Source organism: Flavonifractor sp. DFI.6.63, assembly GCF_024462255.1.
Classification (GTDB): domain Bacteria; phylum Bacillota; class Clostridia; order Oscillospirales; family Oscillospiraceae; genus Lawsonibacter_A; species Lawsonibacter_A hominis.
On sequence record NZ_JANGBE010000020.1, the window covers coordinates 43,121 to 63,747 of the forward strand.

Genomic DNA, 20,627 nt, shown 5'->3' on the forward strand with positions numbered 1-20,627 from the left:
GCGGCCGGGCGGAGAACGAAGCCCGCCGCCGTTTGGGCCCCGCATTCCCGTATGGTTTCCCGCCCGGTCTATTTATCATACCGCGAAAGCCCGCCGGTGTAAAGGGCTTTCATGTAACCGTTCTGTAATTGCATTTCCGGACAAAAGGCCCTATAATAGTGTCTATTAAACAAGCCGCGGCGCGGCTTGTTTGCGCCGCTGTTCGAATACATGGCAGCATCCGGCCTTCCTGCGCCGGTTGCTGCGTGCGGTGAACCCACCGCACGCTGAAGGGCGCCCGGGCGCATGGCATTTCCGTGCTTTTTGCGTTGTTTCCTACGCACGGGAACAGGAACCGTATTCTTGCATCCGGAGAGGGATGCTTTGGAGTGATAGCAATGGATCATCAGGGGGGAAAGCGCGTCATCAAAGGCGACCGGAAACCCCGGGGCGCAAAGGCCGTCCTCATCGTCATTCTCGTACTGGCGGCGGTGCTGATCGCCGGATATGTGGGGCTTTGCGCTTATGTGGATCGAGCCGGCACCTTTTTGCCCAACACCGCCATCGCCGGTGTGGATGTGGGCGGTATGACACAGGCGGAGGCTTCCTCCGCTCTGGCCGGGCAGCTTCCCGGCCGCCTGTCGCAGCTGTCCGCCTCCTTTCTCTGCGGCGGCGCGGAGTACGCCGTTTCCGGCGCTGAATTCAGCTTTGATGAGGCACGCGCGGCACAGCAGGCCATCGCCGACCAGCACGGCAGCTTTTTTCTGGGCGGCTGGCACTATCTGTCCGCCCTGCTGGGCCGGGCGGAGTATCCCGTACCGCTGTCTCTGGACGAAACGCCCCGGGCGGTAGCGCAGGCGATTGAGGACTGCACCGACCCCGAGGCGCAGACCACCTGGGAACAGACCGACCGCAGTTTGGTCTTTCGCAAGGGGGTCACCGGGCGCACCGTGGACGTGGCCGCGCTGCTGGACGCATTGGTAGAGCGCTTTGACCATCTGCTGCTGGATGACGAGCCTGCTTCTTACGCCCCCATCGAGGCCCAGATCACCACCGCGCCCCCGGCCGAGCCCGACCTGCAGGCCGTTTACGACGAGCTGTCCGTCGAGGCGGCGGACGCCTACCTGGATCCGGATACCAAGGAGATCGTGGCGTCGGTGACCGGGGTCCGCTTTGATGTGGAGGAAGCCGCCGCCGCGCTGGCGGATACCCCCGAGGGCGGCACCTGCACCGTCCCCCTGCAGCTGGAGGAACCGGAGCTGACCACGAAAGAATTTCAGGAAAAGCTCTTTGCCGACGTGCTGGGCACCTCCACCACAAAATGCGCCGGGCCCTCCACGCGCTGGTACAACATCGATCTGGCGGCCGGCCGGGTCAACGGCACCATTCTCCTCCCTGGGGAGGAGTTCTCCTACAACGCGCTGGCCGGCCCCTACACCGAGGCCGGCGGCTACAAGAAAGCGGGCGCCTACGTGGGCGGCAAGAACATCGACACGACCGCCGGCGGTATCTGCCAGCTCTCCTCCACGCTCTACTGGACCACCCTGAAGGCCAACCTGCAGATCGTGGAGCGCAACAAGCACAAGTACAACAGCGGCTATATGCCCGTGGTGGGTACCGACGCCACCGTGTTCAGCGATTCTCTGGATTTTCGCTTTCAAAACGATACCGACTTCCCGCTCAAGATCGAGTGCTATCAGGACGACAGCCACCGGCTCCATGTGACCCTCTACGGCACCGATACCACCGGCGTCCACGGGGAGCCTTACAGCGTCACGCTGAGCACCGTGGCCTATCAGAACACCTATAAGCCGGACGCCTCCAAGGTGCCCGTGGGCGGCGCGCCCGTGCGGGATGAAGAGTACGCCCGCTACAACGGCATCACCGTAGAGGTCTATCAGAAACTGGTCGACAAGAACGGCAATACGGTAGACACGATCTTCCTCCACAAGGACGCCTATTCCGTTTCCAATCCGGTCTATTATTACAATCCCGCCGACGCGGAGCGTCTGGGCATCGACCCCGCCACCGGCCTGATGACGCTCACCCCGGTCACGCCTGCGCCGTCGGTCACGCCCGCGCCGCAGACGAGCGCCACCCCCGCGGTCACTCCGCCGGCGGAGATCACTCCCATTCCCCAGACGTCGCCCACGCCGGAGCCCTCCGCCGCCCCGACGCCGGAAGCCACCACCCCCGTCAGCGGGCCGGGCATGGAACCGGAGGACACGTCCTCCCCCGCGCCGGAGCCTCCCGCCGCATCCCCCGTGACCGAATGACCGCCCGCCCCCCGCCTCGGCGGGGGGCGGCGTACCTTATGAGGAAAGAAGGACCCGCCATGTTTCAAGGCTTTTCGGAACAGACCGTAGATTTTATGTGGGGCATCCGTTTCAACAATGAAAAGAGCTGGTTCGAGCAGCACAAGGAACTATACAAGAGCTGTTTTTACGATCCCATGCGTGCGCTGGCCGACGAGGTGTACGAGCGTTTTCTGGACCGGCACGGCGAGCTGGACCTGATACGCCGGGTCTCCCGCATCTATCGGGACGCCCGCAGGCTCCACGGCCGGGGCCCTTATAAGGATCGGCTGTGGTGGAGCATGGAACGTCCCTCCGACAACTGGAGCGGAGAGCCGGTGTTTTGGTTCGAGCTGGAGCCGGAAGGCTACTCCTATGGCATGGGCTTCTGGATGGCGCCCGCCGTGACCATGGCCAAGTTCCGCGCCCGGATGGACCGGGACCCCAAGCCCATGGAACAGCTGGCCCGTGCGTTCCGCCGGCAGGACCGCTTCGTTTTGGACGGAGTGGATTACAAGCGCCCCAAAGGGGAAGCCGCCAAACTGCTCGCTCCCTGGTACAATAAAAAGAGCTTCAGTCTGGGGTATGAGGGCCCTCACGACGCGCTGCTCTGGTCCCACGATCTGGCGGACCAGCTGCTGGAAGGCTATGAATTTTTGCTGCCTTATTATCAATATATGATGGACGTGATCGCCGACCCGGATCCGCGCGAACAATAACAAAATTTACAGCGAGACTCTTCTGCCCCACCGCGCATACTAAGTCCGATGGATTTGGAAAGGCGGCGGGCGGATATGAACAAGTTTGGACGGCAGCAGAAGGGGTACGTATTGGCCCTCGCCCTTCTGCTGCTCTCTGTTTTGACGGCGGCGGGGCTGCGGACGGGACATCCTGCGGCGGTGGAGGCGGACGCGGGTCTTGCGGGCGACACGGAGGAATCCCCTTCTGTCCAGACCGGGCAAAAGCTCATCGCCCTGACCTTCGACGACGGGCCGCGCCGCTCTACCACCACCCGTCTGCTGGACGGCCTGGCGGAGCGCGGAGTGAACGCCACGTTCTTCCTCATCGGCGCCCAGGTGGAGGAAAACCAGGACGTGGTGCGGCGCATGGACGAGGAAGGCCATCAGATCGGCCTGCACACCTATGACCATGTGAGGCTCACCGACCTGAACCGGACGGATTTCAACGCCCAGGTGGAAAAATCCCGCGCCCTGCTCAAGCAGGTGCTGGGACACAACGATTTTTTGCTGCGTCCTCCCTATGGAATGCTGGATGAAAGCGTTAAGGCCTGGGCGGGCTGTCCCATCATCCTCTGGTCCATCGACCCGGAGGATTGGAAGGACATGAACACCGAGCGCGAGGTGAAGCTGATTGTCTCAGAGGCGCAGGACGGGGCCATCATCCTCATGCATGACATCTTTCCCGAGTCGGTGGACGCCGCTCTCCAGGTGGTGGATCAGCTCCACGCCCAGGGCTATCTCTTCTGCACCGTAGACGAACTTTTTGCCGCCCGGGGCATTGCTCTGGAATCCGGGGAAATGTACTGGAATGCCTATCCATGAAACCAGGCCCCCGCGCGCCCTCTCCGGGACGCACGGGGGCCAAACCGCCGGAAAAAACCTGCAGAAAGAACGCTGCGCAGAATTCCCCCGCCCGCAGGCGGCGGAACAAAATAAAGATCCGTCCTTTTCCAAAACGCAGGGTGAATGGCCCCGCAGGGGCAAGGGAGGGGCCCCTGGGGGATGCGCCTGGAAAAGGACACTCAGGACGGGCAGGGCAGCTTTTCGGCAGGAAACGAGCCCTGTCCGTCCTGCAGCCTTTTGTCCAAACCAAATCCAGGCGCCTGTCTGCACATGCCTTCCTGCCTCACTCCAGCGTCAGGTAGGCCGCTGTGAGCAGCCCCGCCAGGAGACAGAAGCAGATCATGCCGGGATTTTCAAAAAACAACCTCCATTTGCGCGCCTCCGGGAAGCCGGAGCCGCCGGGGGCGAAGGAGAGCTCCCGGCGCCGGGCGAGGAAAAAGGTCACCCCCAGCACAATCGCCGTCAGTACGAACACGCCCAGCGCCGCATCGCCCCAGGCGCCCACCCGCTCCAGCAGGGGCGCCAGGGCCACGGACACGGCATTCACCAGGGCGTGGAGCAGCACCGTCTGCCAGAGCCGCCCGGTCCGCAGCATCACATAGGCAAAAATCACCCCCAGGGCAAAGGCGTAAAACATCTGGTTCAGGTTTCCGTGGAACAGGCCGAAGCACAGCGCCGAGGCGAACACGGCAAACCGGTCCCCATAGGGCCGCAGCCGGTCCAGCAGCAGGCGCCGGAACATCAGCTCTTCCGCCGCGGGCGCGATCACGCACCCCAGCAGCAGATTCAGTGCCGCAGGGTAATTCTGGATGCTCTCGACCGGGTTGCTCACCGGCGCGCCCCGCAGCTGCCCGACGACCCACAGAAGCGCCAGCGTGGCATAGTTGGCCAGGTACAGGGCCGCCAGAGACATGCAGTACGTCTGAAAAAAGCGTACCGGCCCCAAGGGCGCGCCCCGCACCGGGCCCGGCGCGGCCGGCGCGGGGCGGATCACCAGGCAAAATACCGGAACGCTGATCCCATAGACGGAAAGGACGCAGAGCAGCCACAAAAACAGGCTGTTCCCCGTCAGGCCGGGCGCACAGACGCCCACGATCAGGAGGATCCCCGCCTGCGCCAACAGCATGGAGAGCATCTGGGCAAACAGCGCCCAGCCCAGCCGCGAAAAGTGCTGGCAGTGACCGCGCAGCAGCCGCGCCGTCTCGTCTGAGCGCGTGCTGTGCCATGGCTCGTACATCCGCGCCCCTCCCTCACAAGATATGATCCGCTCCGATGCATGCCGCGCAGCGCAGCGCGCAGCAGCTACTTTGTCCATTCTATTATATCAAGTTTTCTTCCCTAGAGCAAGAAACAAAATATTGACTTATTTTTGGTTCGTGATACAATATATAGTATTACAATCCGTTGTTCGGAGGAGAGTGTCTTATGCCTATTTCTGAGAACGCCAAGGCCGTGCTGGAGCGGCGCTACCTGGCCCGAAACGAAGCGGGCGAGCCGATTGAAACGGTGGACGGCCTGTTCCACCGGGTCGCCGATGCGGTCGCCGCAGCCGACGCCGTCTTCGATCCCAAGGCCGATGTGGCGGCCACCGCCCGTGCGTTTTACGGGATGATGACCGAGCTGGATTTCCTGCCCAATTCCCCTACGCTGATGAATGCGGGCCGTCCGTTGGGACAGCTGTCCGCCTGTTTCGTGCTGCCGGTGGCAGACTCCATGGAGGACATTTTCGACGCCATCAAAAACGCCGCCCTCATCCATAAGTCCGGCGGCGGCACCGGCTTCTCCTTTTCCCGGCTGCGGCCCAAGGGCTCCACGGTGAATTCCACCGGCGGCGTGGCCAGCGGCCCGGTGTCTTTTATGAAGGTCTTCAACGCCGCCACCGAGGCGGTCAAACAGGGCGGCACCCGGCGTGGGGCCAATATGGGCATCCTCCGTGTGGACCACCCGGATATTATGGATTTCATCACCTGTAAGAACAACACCTCCGAGATCACAAACTTTAATATTTCGGTCGGCATTACCGAGTCCTTTATGGAGGCGGTGGGCCGGGACGGGATGTACGACCTGGTGGACCCGGCCACGGGCTCCTCCACCGGCCAGCTGCGGGCCCGGTCGGTCTTTGACGCCATTGTCACCTCCGCCTGGCAGACCGGTGAGCCGGGCATCCTCTTCCTGGATCGTCTCAACCGGGACAACGCCGTCCCGGCCCAGGGGGAGATCGAGTCCACCAATCCCTGCGGGGAGCAGCCCCTGCTGCCCTATGAAAGCTGTAACCTGGGTTCCATCAACCTGGTCAACCACCTGAAACGGACTCCGGAGGGCTATACGCTGGATCAGGACAAGCTGGAGCGCACCATTTGCACCGCCGTTCACTTTCTGGATAACGTCATCGAGGTCAACCAATACCCCCTGCCCCAAATCGGGGAGACGACCCGTGCCACCCGGAAGATCGGCCTGGGTGTGATGGGCTTTGCGGATATGCTGCTCTACCTGGGCGTTCCTTATGACAGCGAAGAGGGCGTGGCCCTGGCCCGCGAGGTCATGGACACGGTAAATGCCGTCGGTCATCAGGCCAGCCGCCGGCTGGCCGAACAGCGCGGCCCCTTCCCCCTCTTCAGCCAGAGCATCTATAAGGACGGCGCGCCCCTGCGCAACGCCACGGTCACCACCATCGCCCCCACCGGCACCCTGTCCATCCTGGCGGGGGTGAGCAGCGGCGTGGAGCCGGTGTTCGCCTACGCCTATATCCGCAACGTCATGGACAACACCCACCTCATTGAGACCAACCAGATCCTGAAGGATAAGCTTCTGGAGGCGGGCGTCTATTCCGACGCGCTGATGCGCCAGATCGTGGAGCAGGGTTCTCTGGCCCACGTGGACGGCATTCCGGAAGAGATCCGCCGGGTCTTCGTCTGCGCCCATGACGTATCCCCCATCTGGCACGTAAAGATGCAGGCCGCGTTCCAGCAGTACACCGACAACGCAGTGAGCAAGACGGTCAACTTCCCCCATTCCGCCTCCAGGGAAGAGGTGGCCGAGGTCTACCGTCTGGCCTATACCCTGGGCTGCAAAGGCACCACGATCTATCGGGACGGCAGCCGCAGCGAACAGGTGCTCAACATCGGCAAGGTCAACGACGGAAGGCAGACCTCTGCCGACCCTGCCCACGAATACGGCCACATCCTCCCCCGGCAGCGTCCGGCCGTAACCACCGGCTTTACGGAAAAGGTACGCATCGGCTGCGGAAACCTGTATATCACCGTCAATTATGACGAAAAGGGCATCTGCGAGGTGTTCACCAACACCGGCCGCGCGGGCGGCTGCCCCAGCCAGAGCGAGGCCACCGCCCGCCTGGTGAGCGTGGGCATTCGTTCCGGCATGGACCCCAAGGAGATCATCCAGCAGCTCAAGGGCATCCGCTGTCCCTCCTGCCTGCGGCAGCAGGGCGTACCCGTCACCTCCTGCCCGGATGCCATTGCCAAGGCGTTGGAGAAGGTGCTCAAGGTCTCTCAGCAGAGCCACGACCCCATCCCCGCCCCCATGAGCGAAACGCCGTCCGCGCCCATTCCCCGGCCCGGCATGAGTCCTGCGGAGGCCAAGCTGGCAAAGTTCTGCCCGGAATGCGGCAGCAAGCTGGAGCATGAGGGCGGCTGCGTCACCTGCCGGGACTGCGGCTATTCCAAATGCGGCTGATATGAATTCTCAATAAAACGATTCCATCGTTTTATTGAGGCCGCTGCAAGCGGCCCGGCGGCGCAGCCGCCAAGACGTGCGTGTGGAATTGTGCGGTGTTGCCTAAAGGTTTTTAGCAAGAAACAGGATTATGCCTGGCTCCTCCTGTTCGCTGAGGATCGGATGGAACACGTAAAAAAACGGATCGTCCCCCGCTGCGCTCTGGGGGGCGATCCGTTTTTTACGACCCTTTGGGGGCTCAGGCCGGGCATTGTGGCATAGCGGCAGCCTCATTTTTGGAAATAATTGTATAATAACGTCCCTCTTTTCCGCCCGGACCGGGCAGGGGTGAAGGAGGGATGCCGAATGGCACAGTATACACCCCATTACGGGCTCCACCAGTGGGAGCCGGAGGACAGCTTTTTACGGGAGGATTTCAATCAGGATCTGGCCAGGATCGACGCCGCCCTGGACCAGATGTCCGGCTTTGTATGCGGCAGCTTCACAGGAAACGGAGGGACCCAGGAGATCTCGCTTGGCTTCCGCCCCAGGCTTCTGATCATGGTGGAAGATGAGACCAGCCATAAAATGTGTATGGCTGCGGACGGGCTCACCTATGACTACATCTGCTTTACCGACACCGGCTTTCAGGTGACCTACAACAGCACATACGTTTATATTGGCAACCGCCGGAGCACCACCTACACCTATCTGGCCCTGCGGTGAGGGCAAAAACGGAACCCCGGGCAAAAGCCCGGGGTTCCGTTTTTTGTTTGACCAGAAATTTCTCGAAGGAAATTACTGGTTGGTCACCGTAAGGGTCGGGGTCTGGTTCGCGTCGCTAACCGTAATGGTAGTGGGGCTGACCTGCACGCTATCACCTTCAACGGTAACGTTGTGCTGACCATTGGCCAGATACAGAACGTCATCGTTGTAAACGGTCATGCCATCCACCTTCACAGTGACGCTCTTGCCGCTGTTGTTGACGATGGTCAGGTCGACCGCATACACGCGGGTCAGGGTGAGGTTGTAGGTGATAGAGGTGCCATCCTTGTAGACCACGGTAGCCGTCGCGATATTGGCGGGCACATTGACGGTCTCAATGTCGCTGTCGTTCAGATGCTCACGCACCAGAGCGGCAACCTGGCGGGCAGTCAGGCTGGCGGCATAATGGTCGATATTCAGGGTGCCCGTAGTGGGCTCGCTGACCTTGGTGTAGCCGTACACGGGATCAGTGGGCTTCTCAGGGGTAGTGGTATCCTTATCCCAGATGAAGGCGGTACGGATCACGCTGCCGTCGGTGGTGGTGGGGATGATAACGGCGTTCACATCCACATAAGTGAAGGTGCCGGCCACGGGCTCGTCAGAGGCGGAAGTCATGTCGGTGACATCCCACACCTTGGCGCTGTCGGGCAGAGCGTAGTAGACATTGCCGTTGACGGTGCCGACCTTCAGCAGGTTGGCGGTCTGGGCGTTCTGCACGCTGCGGGACACGACGCTGTAGGTGCCGTCGCTGTTGGCAACATAGGCATAGGCCTTCTTGTAGGCGCTGTTGTCCTTGTTGTCAAAGTCGTAGCCGCCGTCGTCCTTGATCTCAATCTCCTTGGTGGTGCCGTCCTCAAAGACCACGTTCAGCCACAGCTCGTCAGAGGCGGTGTAGGCGTTGCGGTTCAGGACGAACATGTAGTCGCGGCTGGAAGCGGTGGTGTTGGCGTTGAAGAGGATGACCTCAGCCAGCTTGGTGGGCACCAGCTTCTTGGCGTCATTCTTCTGCAGCACGGGATAGACCTGGACAGCAGTGTTGCCCTGGTCGGCCTCGACCTTGCCCATGTTCTGCCAGCCGATCGCCACGCCGTAGTTCTTGCTGTCGGTGTAGTAGAAGGCCACGGTGTTGCGGTCGATGGCGTAGGTCACGTCGGTCTGAACGCCGTCAGCCTTCAGGACCACGCTGGCATCGCCGGAATCGTAGGTCTTCTTCAGGGTCCAGTCGGTGTTGGGGCCGCCCTTGTCAACAACGTTCACGGACTTGGCGTTGGTGGCGATGTAGGCGTACTCGCCGCCGGCCTGGTTGCCGTTCTCGGCCACATAGCCGTCATTGCCCAGAGTGTGGGTCTTCAGCACGCTCTTGATGGTCAGCACGTCGTCATCGGACAGGGTGTAGGTGATGACCGTGCCGATCGCGGCGCCCAGGGTGTTGTCAGTGGCCTGGTTCACGTCGCGGGTGCCCAGATAGGTCTCCAGAGCGGCATCGTCAGCAAACGCCTTGCTGCTGCCCACGGAAGCCTTCCAGTTGATGTCATAGGTGGCCTCGGTGCCGTCAGCCTTCAGGACCTTCACCATGCCGGACTTGGTCAGGGCGTTCTGGGTCCAGGCGGAATTCAGGACCAGAGCGTAGTTGGTCACGGTCTCCTCAGCGGGACGAATGGCGACCACATACTCGCCGGTGGAATCCAGGATGAAGTCATAAGCGGTGTCGAAGCCGGGGTTGGTGTTGGCCTTGCCGATCTCGAAGTGGGTCAGGTCAACGTCCACCAGGGAGGCGGCGTCGGGGATGAAGGACTGCTTGTAGGTCTCGCCCTCGACGGTGATGTACAGCTCGCTGGCCTTGTCGCGGTCAACGCGGGTCATCTTGCCGGTGACGATCTCGGGCAGGGAGATGTAGGTGCGGCCGCCGTACTGGACGTACAGCACCACATCGTTGGTAGCGACCTCGTCGTTGAAGACCACGTTCTCGAAGTCCTCGGAGAAGGAGTCAGCCTTCTGGGTCAGCTTGCCGTTGTTGTCGCGGGCATAGCTGTACAGGGAGATGGTCTCGTTCTTCACGCTGTAGGAGCGGACCTCGGAGAGGGTCTCCATCAGGTACAGAACATAGTCCACAGTGCCGTCGTCATCGTTGTCGATGACTTCGACGGAGATGCCGTTCAGGTTGAACTTGGCGGTATCATAGTACTCATTGATGGCGGCCTCAGCAGCAGCCTGAGTCTTGTAATAGCCGTAGTTCACATAGTACTGGGTGTCGCCGTCGGCGGCCAGGCCGGTGCCCTTCAGGAACTTGGCCAGGGTGTCGCTGTTGGCGGTGGTGGACTTGATGACGTTCACGTCGTCCTTGGTGGACACGCCCAGAACCTTGGAGTTGGAGAGGATGGTGGTCTTCTCAATGTACACGGTCACGGTCTTGCCGATCATGTCCACGGTGCTGTCCATGCTCAGGGACAGATCGCCGACATACTCCTTGGACTCGCCGGTGACGGTGGAAGCGGTGGTGGAGCCGTACAGGACGACCTCCTCCAGGTTGGTCTTGCCGGAACGCAGGGCGGCGTCAGAGTCGGTGCCGTCCAGCTGAGCCCACTGGTTGCCGGTCACAACGCCTTCCAGCTTGTACACGCCGTACATGGTGGACAGGATGGTGCGGTGATCGGAGAAGGCGATGGCGTAGCCGTTCTCATACTTCTGGATCATCTCAACGTCCAGGGCGTTGTAGATCAGCAGAGCGGCGTCGTCACGGCTCAGGGGGAGCATGATGTTCTTGGTGAAGTTGCGGAACAGGCCCAGGCTGGAAGCCTTGGCGTTGGTGTTGATGGCCCAGTCGGTGCCCACGAAGCCCTCGATGGAGGGATCGTAGCCGGCGGCCACCAGCAGCATCTTGGCGGCCTCGGCGCCGGTCACCTCGGCGGCGGGGTCGAAGCGGCCGTCGCCGCGGCCGGCGATGATGCCCAGGGTGTAGCAGTAGTTGATGTGGCCCTTGGCCCAGTTGTCGCCGATGTCGGTCAGCTTGCTGTCCACGCCGGAATACAGCGCGTTGTTGTCAACGCCCTGATTCATGATGACGGAGATCATCTTCGCCATCTCGTCGCGGCGCACGGTCCCCTCGGGATCGAAGCTGCCGTCGGTCTTGCCGTCGATCACGCCCAGGGTGGTGAGCATGGAAACGGCATCCTTGTTCACGATCTCATCGCGGTCGGTGAAATCGTTGTAGCTCACAGCGGAAGCGCCGACGACCATCATGCCGATCAGCATAACGGCGGCCAGAGCCAGGCTGAGAGCCCGTTTGAGGTTTCTCATCTGGAATTCCTCCTTCTAAATTTTAGAGTTCCGGGCCGTCATGCCTCGGGTTTGGCATTACTTACCAGCCAAGTATGACTCCCCTTGCCTCTGTGATGACTATAAATCATCTTCCGTCCCCCGTCAACCGCTTCGGGCCATTTGTAACAAAGCTGTAAAACAAGCCATGCCTTCCATTTATATATAATGTATGGCCGGGCGGATGCACGTCTGCGTACATCCAGGGCGGGCGGACAGGCCGCGGACACTGGAATTTTTTTCGCGCCCCGGGAAACTTTCCGCCTTCGGCGCCGTCTAAATTTAAGGATAACTTAAGAACTTGTCACTGGATTGTAATTCCATACGCCCTGCCCGGGTGGTACAATGGCAAGCAGAGTACCGTGAATTAGGAGGAAGGAAACATGACGCAACAGCAAACCCCGGTTCTGGACCAGGTCGCGGCCGCCGCCGCTGCGCCGGCGACGCCGCCTGCAGCGCCCAGCGGCAAGCGCAAAAAGAAAAAACACAGCGTGGGCAAGATCATTCTGGCCATCGTCCTCATCGCCGCGGTGGTGATCGGATTGATCGCAGCCCTTTATTTCCTGGTGTTCAAAAAGGATGATTCCAAGGGTACCGCCATGACCGATTTTGTCAGCCGCGGTTCCATTCAGAGCGTGGTGGAGGGCAGCGGCTCCACCCGGGCCAAGGATTCGGCCACCGTCAGCCCCACCGCAGGCGGCACCATCCTGGAGCTGTATGTGCAGGAGGGCCAGCAGGTGACCGAGGGCGAGCAGCTTTACCGGATGGACGACACCGCCGCCCAGGAGGCGGTGACCGCCGCCCAGGAGACGGTGAACAAGTGCGCCAAGGACCTGCAGGCCATCTATGATTCGGCCAAGGATCTGACCATCTCCGCGCCGCACTCCGGCAAGCTGATGGAGGTGGCCGACCTGAAGGTCGGAAACACGGTGAACGCCGGGGACCCCATTGCCACGCTGGTCAACGACACCAAGCTGCGCCTGTCCCTTTACTATAACTATACATACGAAAACGAGATCAGCGTGGGGCAGGCCGTGCAGGTCTCCATCCCTTCCGTCATGTCTACGCTGAGCGGCAAGGTGGAGCAGATCAACAAGGTTCGCTTCATCTCCCCCGAGGGCGGCATCTATTTTGAGGTTGTCCTTGTCCTGGACAATCCCGGCACGCTTACCGAGGGGATGGACGCCTCGGCCGTCCTTACGGCTGCCGACGGCACCCCCATCTACCCCTATGAGAACGGGCAGTTCAAATATTACGAGACCACCAAGATCACCGCCAAGGTCAAGGGCCCCGTGGAGTACGCCGGGCTGCTCAACTATGCCGACGTGAAAGCGGGCCAGCTGCTGGTCCGGCTGGGCGCCGAGGACAATCAGGAGGAGATCTCCGCCAAGCAGGACGCCCTGAAGACCGCGCAGGAGAAGCTGGATACCGCCTTGAAGGAGCTGAGCAATTACAACGCAGTGGCCCCCATTTCAGGCACCGTCCTCTCCTGCAGCCTGAGCGAGGGCATGGAGGTCAGCTCCGGACAGGGCATCACCATCGCCGACACCAGCGTCATGACCGTGGATATCAGCATCGATGAGCGGAATATCGGCTACGTCAAGACGGGTATGATGGTCAATATCGACCAGTACGGCACCCCCTATATGGGGATCGTGGAGAGCGTCTCCCTGACCGCCAAGGGCGAAAACGGCGTAGCCTCCTTCCCCGCCGTGGTCAAGGTGGACAATCCCGACGGCAGCCTCATGACCGGCATGTACGTCAACTATTCCTTCGTCGCCAGCCAGTCCGACGACTGCCTGACCGTGCCCGTCCAGGCGGTCAAGTACGTCAGCTTTGCCGGGATCGAAGGCTTCGGCGGCACAAACGGCGACGGTATGACAAGCGGTACGGATGGGATGGGCGACGGAGCCATCGCAGACGACGGAGCCGTTGTGGACGAGGAAGCGGGCGGCGACGCCGAGGCCGCGCCCCAGTCCTACGCCGGCGGCGCTTCCGCCAAACCGCTCATGGCGGTGGCCGTGCCCATGCCTGCGGGCGGCGGCTCCTCCGGCAGCTACGCCGGCGTCAGCGACGACGGCACCGGCACCATCGTCTTTGTCCGTTCCGAGCAGATGCCGGAAAACGGCATTGCCGAGCCGGACCCCTCCTGGGAGTGTCCTGAGGGCTTCTGGGCCGTACCGGTGGAGGTGGGCCTTGCCGACACCACCCGCGTGGAGATCATCAGCGGCCTGAACGAGGGCGACGAAGTCTTCATCGGCTATGAGACCCAGCAGGCCGACAGTTGGGGTTGACGCGATGCTCATAGATGTAAAAAACCTCTTCAAGATCTATAACGAGGGGGAAGAGAGCGAGGTGCGGGCCCTGGACGGGGTCTCCCTGCGCATCGACCGGGGCGAGTTCGTGGCCATCATCGGGGCGTCCGGCTCCGGCAAATCCACCCTGATGAACATCCTCGGCTGCCTGGATATCCCCACCTACGGGGACTATCATCTGGATGGGGTGGATGTGACCGAGCTGACCGACCGGCAGCTGGCCCACGTGCGCAACAAGCAGATCGGCTTCATCTTTCAGGGGTTTAACCTGATCCCCGCCCTCAACGCCTGGGAAAACGTGGAGCTGCCCCTGATCTATCAGGGGATGTCTCCCTCCCTGCGCTCGGAACGGACGGAGGAAGCGCTGGAGAAGGTGGGCCTGGCGGACCGCTCCCGCCACAAGCCGACCGAGATGTCCGGCGGCCAGCAGCAGCGGGTGGCCATCGCCCGCGCCATTGCCACCCACCCGCCGATCATCATGGCCGACGAACCGACCGGCGCCCTGGATTCCCGGACCGGCAAGCACGTACTGGAAATCCTGCACCGGCTCCACGCGGACGGCTCCACCATCATTCTCATCACCCATGACAACGGCATTGCCGCCACCGCCGAGCGGATCATCCGCATCTCCGACGGCCGGATCCTCTATGACGGGGACAGAGAGGGGGCCTTCCAGTGAATCTGAATCAAGCCTTCAAGATCGCGGCCAAATCCATCGCGGCCAAGAAGGGCCGCTCGGCCCTGACCATGCTGGGCGTCATCATCGGCCTGGCTGCGGTCATCATCCTGGTGTCCTACGCCCAGGGGCAGAATCAGCAGATGCGGGCCTATTATGAGAGCCTGGGCACCAACGTTATCAATATCGAGGCCAGCTCCTGGAACAGCCAGGGAATCTCCGACGCGCTCTACAATTACTGCATGGAGCTGGACGAATACGTTCTGGGCGTTACGCCCAACATCCAGATGTACAACCAGACGGTGGTCAAATACGGCGCCAAGACCCTGGACAACTATCAAACCAGCTGGGAGGAGAGCCCTCAGGTCGTGATGGGCAACCAGCAGTTTGCGCTGTGCAATAACCTTACGGTGGCCAAAGGCCGGGACCTGTCCTATCTGGATATCCAAAAGTACAGCCAGGTCTGCGTGCTGGGCTCCAAAATGGCCAGCATGCTCTTCAACTACGCCGACCCCATCGGCAAGACGATCACCATCAACGGCACGCCCTTCGAGGTGGTGGGCGTGTTCGAAGAGAAGGACCCCAACAATTACAGCGGCGTGGACCGCTATATCCTGGTGCCCTACACCATGACGCGCCTGCTCAACAGCAGCACCTCCTGGAGTTCCTTTGTGGCCAAGGCGAAGGATTCCGCCTCCACCACCCGGGCCATCACCCTGCTGGACGGCTTTTTGAAGGGCCTGATCGGGGAGAACGGCTACTACTATGTCCAGACCCCCAACCAGTGGCAGGAGCAGGGGGAGGCGCAGGATAAGCTGCAGCAGCGCTTTCTGGGCGGCATCGCAGCCATCTCCCTGGCGGTGGGCGGCATCGGCATCATGAACATCATGCTGGTCACCGTTACCGAGCGCACCCGCGAGATCGGCATCCGCAAGGCCATCGGGGCTGAGCGGCGCAGCATCATCGCCCAGTTTTTGATCGAGGCCTGCATGATCTGCGGGATCGGCGGTATTTTTGGTATCGCGGCGGGCTATATCGGCACGCTTATTGTTGGCAAGCTATCGTTCAATATGATATTATGGCCAAGCGTGGGGGTCACCGTTGGCGCGTTCTTCATCTCGGTTGCGCTGGGCGTGATCTTCGGCCTGTACCCCGCCATTAAGGCCTCCGGCCTCCAGCCGGTGGTGGCCCTGCGTGCGGAATAAAGGAGAGAGTGGAATGAGAAAACTGAAACGACTGATCGCCTGCCTGCTGACGGCGGCCATCCTGGCCGGTCTTTTGGCGGCCTTGCCCGCTTCCGCCGCAGGCGCCGGCAGCTTTTACGACATTACCGATGAAGCGACCGCCAACGCCGCGGAGGTACTGCGCCTGCTGGGCGTGGTGAACGGTACCGGCGGCGGCGCGTTCCGGCCTGCGGGCACGCTGACCCGGGCCGAATTCTGCAAAATGACCATTGAGATCATGGGCCTGGGCGGCGAGGAGCCCGCCCAGCGCAACCGCACCATTTTCCAGGATGTGGGCCCCTCCCACTGGGCCCGCGGCTATGTAAACCTGGCCTCCACCACCACCCTGGGCGGCGGGGAAGACAAGGCGGGTACCCGCCTTATCATGGGCGTGGGAGACGGCACCTTCCGTCCCGACCGCGCCATCACGTACGGCGAGGCGGTCACCATCCTCATGCGGGTGTTAGGCTACGGCAGCGGCGATGTGGCCTCCGGCGCCTACTGGTACGACGGCTATGTGGCCGTGGCGCGGTCTTCCGGCCTTTCCGACGGTCTGAGCCTCTCCGGCTCCTCCACCATTACCCGCGGTCAGGCGGCCCTGCTGTTTTATAACCTGCTCTTTACCAGTCCCAAGGGCAGCACGGAACTCTATCTGAAGCAGCTGGGCGGCGAGCTGACCGGCAGCCTGGTCATCCTGTCCACGGACGCGGTGGCGGAGGACGGCACGACCGGCTCCGTGATGACCTCCGCCGGCACCTACAAGACCGACCACAAGGGCTTTGACGGCAGCCTCAACGGTACCCGCGGCAAGCTGCTGCTGGATCGCTCCCAAAAACTGCTGGCCATCCTGCCGGATGAGGACAGCACCTTCCGCACCGCCACCATAATGGGCAGCCCCCAGGCCAATTCCATCCCTCTTCTGGGCGATGAGACGGTATCCGTCAAGCTGACCACGGCGGTTTACCAGAGCGACAGCAGCGAACCCACGAGCTATGAAAAGATCTGGACCGGCCTGCGCACCGGCGCCAACCTGGTCCTGTGCTACAACGGCTCCGGCAAGCTGGACTACCTCTACCTCCGCTCCTCCAGCGACGCGGTGAACGAGGACAACGTACTGGTGGCGAAGAACAAGCCCAACGGCGCCACCAATCCCTTTGCCTCCCTGGTGACCGGCTCCGGCGATTACCAGATTTATAAAAACGGCGTCCCTGCCGCAGTGTCTGATCTGCAACAGTATGACGTAGCCACCTATGACGGCGGCTCCAACACGCTGTTCGTTTCCGACCTGAAGCTCACGGGCATCTACGAGGACGTCTATCCCAACACGGCGGCGCCTTCCACCATCACGGTGCTGGGCACTCCGTTCACCGTGCTGCCCAGTGCGGTGCAGGATCTGAGTACGTTCCAGGTCGGCGACCGGCTGACCCTGCTGTTGACCTCCACAGGCCAGGTGGCCGGAGCGGTGCCTACTTCTGTGGCAAAGTCCAATGCGGTGGGTGTGGCCGACGTTGCCTCCAAAGACAATGTGACCATCGAGCTGTTGGACGGTGTGATCAAGATCACCGGCAAGACTCAGTATACCGAGCCGGCCGCCCAGAAGCTCAACGGCAGTCTGGTGACGGTCTCCTCCGCCGAGCGGGGCTATCTGAGCCTGACCAAGGTCCAGGGCAAGGCGGCCGCCGCCCCGCTGGATCTGACGAAAAACACGCTGGGGACCAAGGACCTCTCCGCAGGCATCCGCTTCTTCGAACAGGTCGGCAACGGCAAGCTGGCTGAGATCGAGCGCAGCGACATTGCCCTGACCAGGATCCCCGCCGCTCAGATCACCTACGTGGGCTACGACTGGGCCGGCCGCGTAGACAAGGTAGTGCTGAACGATGTGACCGGCGACCGCTACGAGTACGGTCTGATCTACTACCAGCCTGCCGGGATGTATGAGGAAAAGGTCTGGAACAATGAAACGCAAAAATGGGATACCATCAGCTCCTACCGCAACGGCACCATCCGGGTCACCAACGGCAGCGGTGCGATCTCCTATGTGGTCGGAAGCGTGGCCGGCGCCAAGAGCGGCTATATGGGCGGCATCGCAGGCTCCATGGATCAGGTGGACGACCATCAGATGCTGGCGGGCTTTGCCGCACTGCAGTCCGTCACCGGCCTGCGCCGCGCTCAATTCGACGCCGAGGCCATGACCCTCACCACCAACAGCATGATCCTCCCCATCTCCGACCAGGTACAGATCTATAATGAGGCTACCAAGACCTGGTACACCGCCAAGGACGGCGGCCATCGGGAAAACCTGCAGCAGGCTCTGGCATTCTCCGATGATCTAAGCGTCTATTATGATAAGACGCCGGAGACAGGCGGCAAGGTCCGTATCATCGTCATCAAGTAAACATACACGGCAGCGACGGCGCAGGCAAAATGCCTGCGCCGTCGTTTTTTGTGCTTTTCAGAGCATGTCTACCAAATGTCTACCATTGGAACCTTTGAGCCGGAAAAGCCAACTTTTTTCGTTCTGACGTACCATTCTCCTTATAAAATTCGGAGTGCAAGGAGAGTCATACACCCCTTGCACTCCACTAGATTCTACCACAGACCAACAACGCTGTAAAGAATCCGACGTAAAATACTGATATCCGAGTTCTCCACGCTGTACATCCTGCACAGGAACAAGGTCATGCAAGTGGAGTCCAAAAACTATTGCATGGTAATGAGGACGAAAAGTTTGGGAGCCATACTCACCACAAGCATAGAATCTAATCTGGTCATCTGGGAACGCTTTACGCAGCCGCTTCATGAAGAGCTGCCAATCACGCTTACGAAGTGAAAGAGACTCTTGAGCCTCACCAGTCTCCGGATCAGCATAGTAAGACACTGGAACATGATCTTCATTGTAAGTCAACGTGATGAAATATGCGGAATCATGATACTGTAGCTCCAGCATACACCGATTAGCCCATTCACGGGAGCGATCAATACGGCAGCCATCACAATAACCGCAGGGAATCTCAAACCAATTCAGAAAGGACTTCACACGGTAAGGCGAAATCTCAGGCACAGCAACAGCACGAATCTTGCCTTTCTCATCCATCTCAAGGTGATGCACCTCATAAGGGACGATCTTCAAATTGCGCTTACCAGAAGGAAGAGTACCAATCTCAAATGCTTTCATAGGATGAAAACAACTCAGTTACAACACCCTCTCCGTACTCGGAAATCTGGTGGTGTCAGTGGGAACCAATATATCAAGTATGTATTGGTTCCCACTGAAACGCCCTCCAGCCTCAGTCGCGAGATCTACGACCAACACCCTGGCGACGACCAACACCACGACGCGCGGAAGAAACTCCGCTACTCTTACCAGAAAACAAATCAGTAATAGAACTCCACAAATTATTCAAAGAACCAGACAAACCACGACCACTAGAATTATCACCAGAATCAAGAATAGAGCCAATACCTTGCCAAAGATTAGAAGGAAATGCAGACTTCAAATCAAAATCATGCGTAAAACCAGCCTCCTGAAGCTGCCTATTAACATCAGCATTAAAAGCAGCGACCTCACGAGTAGTCATAGCATTCACATCATAGCCATACTTAGCAGCAGAAGCATGAATCGCAGCCGCAACCTTCGAGGCAGCAGCAGACTGATCAGAGGCATACTTAGTACCAGCAAGAGACTGATCGGACACGTAGCGAGTAGCAGCAGCCTGAATATTAGCAGTATCCAACTGTGTTTGCGCCTGCAACTCACTAGTATATTTAGACATAGCAGTATACTTATCAGCAACAGCCTGATTAGACTGAGCAGACACGCGAGTAGCCTCCAAAGACATCATCGAGTTAAGAAAGCTAGATAAGAGCCCAGAAATAGCAGAAGTAGCAGAAGTATCCACGTCACCATGAGCGCCAGACGGACTCGACGAGGAAGCAGTAGCGCCAGAGGTAACGGCAGCACCACTACCACCAGTAACAGACAAAACAGGATTAAGGCCAGCGGCAATTAAATCACGCACCTCTCTCTGATGAGCAGTATTTGACATGCGTTCTTGCCAATCACGATTCTTCCGGGCCTCGGCAGAATTATAATCACGGGCAATCTGAGCCTGCTGCACTTGCCATTCACGCAGCTTCTCGGCCTCCTTCGCGGAGGCTGCTGTATTATTGTTCGCAATACTCTGCAAAGCACCAATGCCAGTAGCCAGCTGCCCAGTATTGGGCAGCTGGTTACGCTTCTCGGCTTGCCAGATCGGCATCTGCACGCCATTACTAGCATTATAAGCCATAAATTAACCTCCGTCAATGATGGTCAATGAGACCGGGGATAGAATACACAGGCATAGGCCGAGTAGCCTTACACTGCACATAGATATCAGCAAACATCTGGTTAGAAACCGCACTGGTAACTGCCAAGACACGATCTACATTAGCCTTATCCTCGCGGATCCACGCATCTGAAAGCGAAGGCAGCTTAGAATAATCGTCAGCCAAATGCCAAACATCAAGCGAAGTCTGCGCTTTAGAGCGCATCTCACCACACACACGGGAAGGCTTATACCGATAATCAGCCCACGCTTCCTGATAACCAAAGACCTCATTATCAGTAGCCTGACCAGTAGCAAAAATCTCCTTGTTAAGAACAGCCTGCTCGCCAATATTAGCAAAGACCGGCCAGTAATAATCAAAGCGATCCTTACGGCTCCAGAAACGTTCAAGACCTTGCTGATAGGTATGATCATAACGGGCAACCATCAAACCAAGTATAAAGCCATGCTCCACAAAGGACTTAATAAAATCGCCAT

General features: G+C 60.0%; 14 protein-coding genes. 9 read left to right on the forward strand and 5 right to left on the reverse strand.

Annotated features, from left to right (window positions below; translation table 11 throughout):
- The first annotated feature begins 377 nt into the window (after positions 1–377).
- From NE547_RS11290 to NE547_RS11300, 3 genes are all read left to right on the forward strand, one after another.
- The gene (locus NE547_RS11290; protein ID WP_186908461.1) at positions 378–2,255 is read left to right on the forward strand and encodes a VanW family protein; all 1,878 of its coding nucleotides are present in this window, start codon (positions 378–380) and stop codon (positions 2,253–2,255) included.
- 38 nt (positions 2,256–2,293) lie between these two features.
- Positions 2,294–2,992 carry a DUF2461 domain-containing protein gene (locus tag NE547_RS11295; RefSeq protein ID WP_256175981.1) on the forward strand — a complete coding sequence of 233 codons (699 nt, stop codon included), beginning with the start codon at positions 2,294–2,296 and terminating at the stop codon, positions 2,990–2,992.
- A 75-nt stretch (positions 2,993–3,067) separates the two neighbouring features.
- Entirely contained in the window at positions 3,068–3,835 is a 768-nt protein-coding gene (locus NE547_RS11300; RefSeq protein WP_256175982.1) for a polysaccharide deacetylase family protein, read from the forward strand.
- Between the two features lie 304 nt (positions 3,836–4,139).
- On the opposite strand, the gene NE547_RS11305 is transcribed toward NE547_RS11300, so the two are convergent.
- Positions 4,140–5,093 carry a CPBP family intramembrane glutamic endopeptidase gene (locus tag NE547_RS11305; protein ID WP_186908463.1) on the reverse strand — a complete coding sequence of 318 codons (954 nt, stop codon included), beginning with the start codon at positions 5,091–5,093 and terminating at the stop codon, positions 4,140–4,142.
- 188 nt (positions 5,094–5,281) lie between these two features.
- Between NE547_RS11305 and NE547_RS11310 the strand changes: the two genes are divergently transcribed.
- Together NE547_RS11310 and NE547_RS11315 are read left to right on the forward strand one after the other, a co-directional pair.
- Positions 5,282–7,549, forward strand: a complete 2,268-nt coding sequence (locus tag NE547_RS11310; RefSeq protein WP_256175983.1) for a vitamin B12-dependent ribonucleotide reductase — start codon at positions 5,282–5,284, stop codon at positions 7,547–7,549.
- A 345-nt stretch (positions 7,550–7,894) separates the two neighbouring features.
- Positions 7,895–8,254, forward strand: a complete 360-nt coding sequence (locus NE547_RS11315; RefSeq protein ID WP_256175984.1) for a hypothetical protein — start codon at positions 7,895–7,897, stop codon at positions 8,252–8,254.
- A gap of 72 nt (positions 8,255–8,326) precedes the next feature.
- On the opposite strand, the gene NE547_RS11320 is transcribed toward NE547_RS11315, so the two are convergent.
- A complete protein-coding gene (locus NE547_RS11320) occupies positions 8,327–11,590 on the reverse strand; it encodes an S-layer homology domain-containing protein (RefSeq protein WP_256175985.1) in 3,264 nt (1,087 codons plus the stop codon).
- 401 nt (positions 11,591–11,991) lie between these two features.
- Here NE547_RS11320 and NE547_RS11325 point away from each other — a divergent pair, with 401 nt between their 5' ends.
- From NE547_RS11325 to NE547_RS11340, 4 genes are read left to right on the forward strand one after another with little or no spacing between them, the layout of a single operon-like run.
- Entirely contained in the window at positions 11,992–13,902 is a 1,911-nt protein-coding gene (locus NE547_RS11325) for an HlyD family efflux transporter periplasmic adaptor subunit (RefSeq protein ID WP_186909052.1), read from the forward strand.
- Positions 13,903–13,906: 4 nt separating this feature from the next.
- Positions 13,907–14,602, forward strand: a complete 696-nt coding sequence (locus tag NE547_RS11330) for an ABC transporter ATP-binding protein (protein WP_186909051.1) — start codon at positions 13,907–13,909, stop codon at positions 14,600–14,602.
- Positions 14,599–15,804 carry an ABC transporter permease gene (locus NE547_RS11335; RefSeq protein ID WP_256175986.1) on the forward strand — a complete coding sequence of 402 codons (1,206 nt, stop codon included), beginning with the start codon at positions 14,599–14,601 and terminating at the stop codon, positions 15,802–15,804. The genes NE547_RS11330 and NE547_RS11335 overlap by 4 nt, the downstream gene beginning before the upstream one ends.
- Positions 15,805–15,817: 13 nt before the next feature.
- Complete coding sequence (locus tag NE547_RS11340; protein ID WP_256175987.1) at positions 15,818–18,217, forward strand: S-layer homology domain-containing protein; 2,400 nt, start codon at positions 15,818–15,820, stop codon at positions 18,215–18,217.
- A gap of 57 nt (positions 18,218–18,274) precedes the next feature.
- Here the strand turns inward: NE547_RS11340 and NE547_RS11345 are convergent, their stop codons facing one another.
- From NE547_RS11345 to NE547_RS11355, 3 genes are all read right to left on the reverse strand, one after another.
- Positions 18,275–18,997 (reverse strand): hypothetical protein, encoded by a 723-nt coding sequence (locus NE547_RS11345; protein WP_256175988.1) that lies wholly within the window; start codon positions 18,995–18,997, stop codon positions 18,275–18,277.
- A 112-nt stretch (positions 18,998–19,109) separates the two neighbouring features.
- Positions 19,110–20,111, reverse strand: a complete 1,002-nt coding sequence (locus tag NE547_RS11350) for a hypothetical protein (protein WP_256175989.1) — start codon at positions 20,109–20,111, stop codon at positions 19,110–19,112.
- Positions 20,112–20,124: 13 nt separating this feature from the next.
- A partial coding sequence (locus NE547_RS11355; RefSeq protein WP_256175990.1) for a major capsid protein occupies positions 20,125–20,627 on the reverse strand: 503 nt, incomplete at its 5' end.

What these genes read in the sequence shown, in the direction of transcription:
- NE547_RS11290 (WP_186908461.1), top strand. Translation starts at nt 378, where the DNA reads ATGGATCATCAGGGGGGAAAGCGCGTCATCAAAGGCGACCGGAAACCC.
- NE547_RS11295 (WP_256175981.1), top strand. Translation starts at nt 2,294, where the DNA reads ATGAGGAAAGAAGGACCCGCCATGTTTCAAGGCTTTTCGGAACAGACC.
- NE547_RS11300 (WP_256175982.1), top strand. Translation starts at nt 3,068, where the DNA reads ATGAACAAGTTTGGACGGCAGCAGAAGGGGTACGTATTGGCCCTCGCC.
- NE547_RS11305 (WP_186908463.1), bottom strand. Translation starts at nt 5,093, where the DNA reads ATGTACGAGCCATGGCACAGCACGCGCTCAGACGAGACGGCGCGGCTG.
- NE547_RS11310 (WP_256175983.1), top strand. Translation starts at nt 5,282, where the DNA reads ATGCCTATTTCTGAGAACGCCAAGGCCGTGCTGGAGCGGCGCTACCTG.
- NE547_RS11315 (WP_256175984.1), top strand. Translation starts at nt 7,895, where the DNA reads ATGGCACAGTATACACCCCATTACGGGCTCCACCAGTGGGAGCCGGAG.
- NE547_RS11320 (WP_256175985.1), bottom strand. Translation starts at nt 11,590, where the DNA reads ATGAGAAACCTCAAACGGGCTCTCAGCCTGGCTCTGGCCGCCGTTATG.
- NE547_RS11325 (WP_186909052.1), top strand. Translation starts at nt 11,992, where the DNA reads ATGACGCAACAGCAAACCCCGGTTCTGGACCAGGTCGCGGCCGCCGCC.
- NE547_RS11330 (WP_186909051.1), top strand. Translation starts at nt 13,907, where the DNA reads ATGCTCATAGATGTAAAAAACCTCTTCAAGATCTATAACGAGGGGGAA.
- NE547_RS11340 (WP_256175987.1), top strand. Translation starts at nt 15,818, where the DNA reads ATGAGAAAACTGAAACGACTGATCGCCTGCCTGCTGACGGCGGCCATC.
- NE547_RS11345 (WP_256175988.1), bottom strand. Translation starts at nt 18,997, where the DNA reads ATGAAAGCATTTGAGATTGGTACTCTTCCTTCTGGTAAGCGCAATTTG.
- NE547_RS11350 (WP_256175989.1), bottom strand. Translation starts at nt 20,111, where the DNA reads ATGGCTTATAATGCTAGTAATGGCGTGCAGATGCCGATCTGGCAAGCC.